Raw genomic sequence first — 4040 nt, 5'->3', positions numbered from 1 at the left:
TATTACTTTTGTAATCATTAAAAAAACTAAAATCCGTGTTTATGCAAAGTAAATCAACAATTCTAATTATCCTAATTTCTTTCTTACTAATAACTCAAACTATCTCGGCTCAAAACCTTAAAATTAAAAAAGGCAAAAACAACAAATACGGCATCATTGATAGTTATGACAATCAGCTTGTAGGTTTTAAATATGATATGATAAATAAATTTTATGAAAACAAAGCCGCTGTTTTAAAAAGAAATAAATGGGGATTTATTGATACATCAGGTAAATTAATTATTAAATGTAAATATTCAGATGTTTTTTACTTTTCTCAAAACCTTTGTCCTGTGTTAAAAAAAGATAGCTGGATTTTTATTGATAGCAAAGGAGATAAAATTATTGAAAGAGAATTTCAACATGCATTTCCCTTTACCGAAGGTTTTGCACCTATTAAAATGAATAACAAATGGGGATTCATTAATAAAAAAGGTGATTTTATGATACTCCCTAAATTTCAAAGTATAGGTAATTTTTCTGAAGGATTAGCTGCTGTAAAGCATAATAATTTATGGGGATACATGAACAAAGAAGGAAGAATTGTGATTGATTTTAAATTTGATATTGCTTATCAATTTAAAAATGGACAAGCTAAAACAATGGTTAATGGAAGTATAATTTTTATTGACAAAAATGGAGATTTTATAAAAGCTGAACAAGAAAAGGATAATGAAGAAAAACTATATTCAAGTGCTGATACCATGCCTCAGTTCCCCGGAGGAAATCAAAACCTTTTTAAATACATAAACAAAAATCTTAAATATCCACAAAAAGAACTTGAAGAAGAACTTGAAGGTATAGTTTGGATGTTTTTTACGGTTGATTCTGAAGGAAATATAAAAGATGTTAAAATACTTGACGGACTAACAGGAAGCTGTGATCTTGAAGCAATGCGTGTTATAAAAGAAATGCCAAAATGGACTCCCGGCATACATAATGGGAAAAACGTAAATGTGAGAATGAAAATTAAAATTAAATTTTCTTTAGATAAAAACTAAAAAAATTAGTTAGAAACTCACCACTTTCTCAAGCAAAGAAAATATATCATGATAAAAAAGCCATTTCGAAATAATTTTTAAAATTTCCACAAAAATAATTTTGCATTTCAAATCTTATCGTACCTTTGCACCGGAGAGATGGCAGAGCGGTCGAATGCGATGGTCTTGAAAACCATTGATTCTTCACGGAATCCGGGGGTTCGAATCCCTCTCTCTCCGCCTTCGCCTGCCGAAGTCGAGCGAAGCAAAGACGTAGGCAGGCTTTTTTTTTATTTACAAATTAGAAAGTTTAAAATATTTTTCAGGCTACGGCAGACAGAGTCCGCATTTTATTAAAAAATAAGTTACTAATGAATATAAATTAAATTAATAAAAAATTGTTGAGACCGAAGTCGAGCGAAGCAAAGACATAGACAGGCTTTTTATTTCTACTAAAATCCAAAATTATTATATTTCTTAATCCCGTTTGGGATGTAATATTTATAGGACTAATTGTAACAAATTACAAATTCGCTTGAAAAAATTAATGATAAAAAATAAAACTTACCAATCCTTAGCTTTTCTTTGTTTATTATTTTTTATTCTAAATATACTTTGATTAAATTCATAACCACTAATTAGTGACATTGCACTTAAATTTAACCAAATCATAATTACGATAATTGCTCCAATTGAGCCGAAAAATTTATTGTATTGGGCAAAATTTTCAACATAATATCCAAAGCCATAAGAAACAACACCAATTAAAATAGTTGCTACAAAAGCTCCCGGTGAATAAAAAGTAAATCTTTCATGTTTTTCAGAGCCATAAAAATATAGAATTGAAATTGCAGTTATTGACAACAACATTGTTATCATTAATTTAAAAAACCAAATAAAACGAATAACCCAATTACCCTGACCAAAAAAGCCTGAATCTTTAAAGAAACCTATTACAATTTCACCACCAACCTGAAATGTTACTGCTATTATTATTAAAATAGCAAGAACAAAAGTTAGATAAATACCAATAAAATATCTTTTCACAAAAGACCTTTTAAGATTTCTGTTAAATGCAGTAAGTAAGGTAATTATTCCATTTGATGAAAAATATATTGTCATAATAAAACCAAAAGATAATAAGTTTCCTCTTTTGTTTGATAAAATATCAGAAGTTGTTGTTTGGATTGTTTCATAAGCACTATCCGGTAAAAATTCTTCTAAAAGACCCATAACTTCTTGATGAAGATTATCAATTGGTAAATAAGGAATGAGGGTAAAAAGAAATATCAATGAAGGAAAAAGTGCAAGAAAAAAACTAAAAGCAATTGCTGATGACCTCATCGTAATTGTTTCTTTTTGCAATCTTGTAATAAAAAATTTTATTACTGAGAAAAAAGGTACACCACCTAAACCGGGGAATGTAAAACTCATTAAAAATTTGATTAATTTATAACTTTTAATTTTGCTTTTCAATTCTAATTTATTCAAAATAAGGTTTCATTTTATTAATTAAAAATTCAGGAGCTCTTGTTGGCTTATTTTTCTTTGTATCTATAAAAACCAATGTTGTTTCTGCGTAATTTACCAAAACATTATCCTGATTATAAATTTCATATTCAAAATAAATTTTTGCTTGTGGCAATTTAAATATTTTTGTTTTAACTGTTAAAACATCATCATAAAATGAAGGCTTTAAATACTTTATATTCATTGAAAATACAGGCATTCCAATTCCTTGTGCTTCTAATTCCTTATATGTAAGTCCAATATCTCTTAAGGTTTCTGTTCTACCGCGTTCATAATATTTAGGATAATTACCATAATAAACATATCCCATTTTATCAGTATCGCCATAAATAACACGTATTTTTGTTTCCCTTTCAATCATACTTACCTAATATTTAAGCTGTTTAATTTTCTGTGATATCTTCTTGCATAATTTAAATGTTGTCTATAATTTGTTGAGAAATAGTGATATCCTGACATATCTGCTTTTGCACAAAAATATATATAATTATGATTTTCTGCATTTAAAACTCCATCCATTGAAGAAATTTGTGGCAACACAATTGGTCCCGGGGGCAAACCTTTGTATTTGTAAGTATTGTAAAGTGAGTTTACTTTTTTATGTTCGTTAAGTAACCTTTTTATACTTCTGTCTTTTAAAGCAAATTTTAATGTTGGATCAGCTTGTAAAAGCATCCCTCTTTTTAAGCGATTTAAATAAACTCTTGCAATTTTTCCTAGTTCATCTTTCTTTGATGTTTCTTCCTGAATTATTGAAGCAAGAATAGAAACTTCTATTTGTGAAAGATTTAGTTTTGTTGCTTTTTCTTTTCTTTCTGCTGTCCAAAATTTATCATATTCCTTTTTCATTTTACTTAAAAATTCTTCAGGGCTTGCAATCCAGTAAAACTCATAAGTATTTGGAATGAAGAATGTTAAAACAGTGTTTTTATTTAATCCGTTTGCTTTAAAAAAAGAATCATCAATCATAGCCTTATAAAATTCTTCCTTATCCGATTCAAGTTTACTTCCAACAATTTCGGCAAGTTCATCAAGCGAACGCACACAATTGATAGTTAAATAAACAGGAGTTGTAGAGCCAACTCTGAGTTTTGAAATAAAATCATAATTGTTCATTCCTTTTTTAATCAAATAAGAACCCGGATGTACTGATGCCGGATAATTCATTTTTTTTGCAACCCATTCAAAAGATTTTATATCACTTATAAAATTTTGATTATTCAATAACTGAAGAACATCATCATAATCGGAGCCTGAGGGAATGTATAATCTCGCATCTTCCTGAATATCATTGAGCATTACATTTGGTTCGTATATTTTCATTGCAAACTTGTAAGCAAAAAACAATGCAATTACTAATGCCAGAGCCAAAATACTTACTACTTTAAATGGCAATAAAGACCTCTTTTTCATTTTTTTTGTATAATATCTTCTAGTCATTAAAAAAATTTAAATGTTTGTTTTAATCTATTTCTCATAAACTTAAAAAAA

Annotated in this window: 4 protein-coding genes and 1 tRNA gene; 2 read left to right on the top strand and 3 right to left on the bottom strand. The window is 28.1% G+C overall.

What is annotated here, in order from left to right; genetic code table 11:
• Positions 1-41: 41 nt before the first annotated feature.
• Both U9R42_04205 and U9R42_04200 read left to right on the top strand, forming a co-directional pair.
• Entirely contained in the window at positions 42-1040 is a 999-nt protein-coding gene (locus U9R42_04205) for a TonB family protein (GenBank protein ID MEA3495219.1), read from the top strand.
• 132 nt (positions 1041-1172) lie between these two features.
• Positions 1173-1259, top strand: a tRNA-Ser gene (locus tag U9R42_04200).
• A 324-nt stretch (positions 1260-1583) separates the two neighbouring features.
• On the opposite strand, the gene U9R42_04195 is transcribed toward U9R42_04200, so the two are convergent.
• Genes U9R42_04195 through mltG form a run of 3 tightly spaced genes read right to left on the bottom strand, consistent with a single transcriptional unit; the run spans position 1584 to position 3962 of the window.
• Positions 1584-2453: a YihY/virulence factor BrkB family protein gene (locus U9R42_04195; GenBank protein MEA3495218.1), complete on the bottom strand. Its 870-nt coding sequence runs from the start codon at positions 2451-2453 to the stop codon at positions 1584-1586.
• Between the two features lie 49 nt (positions 2454-2502).
• Entirely contained in the window at positions 2503-2910 is a 408-nt protein-coding gene (locus U9R42_04190; protein ID MEA3495217.1) for a thioesterase family protein, read from the bottom strand.
• A gap of 2 nt (positions 2911-2912) precedes the next feature.
• Positions 2913-3962, bottom strand: coding sequence for an endolytic transglycosylase MltG (gene mltG / locus U9R42_04185; protein ID MEA3495216.1), 1050 nt, complete (start codon positions 3960-3962; stop codon positions 2913-2915).
• Positions 3963-4040 lie beyond the last annotated feature (78 nt).

The organism is Bacteroidota bacterium (assembly GCA_034723125.1).
GTDB lineage: Bacteria > Bacteroidota > Bacteroidia > CAILMK01 > JAAYUY01 > JAYEOP01.
This window is presented reverse-complemented; position numbering and strand designations above follow the sequence as displayed.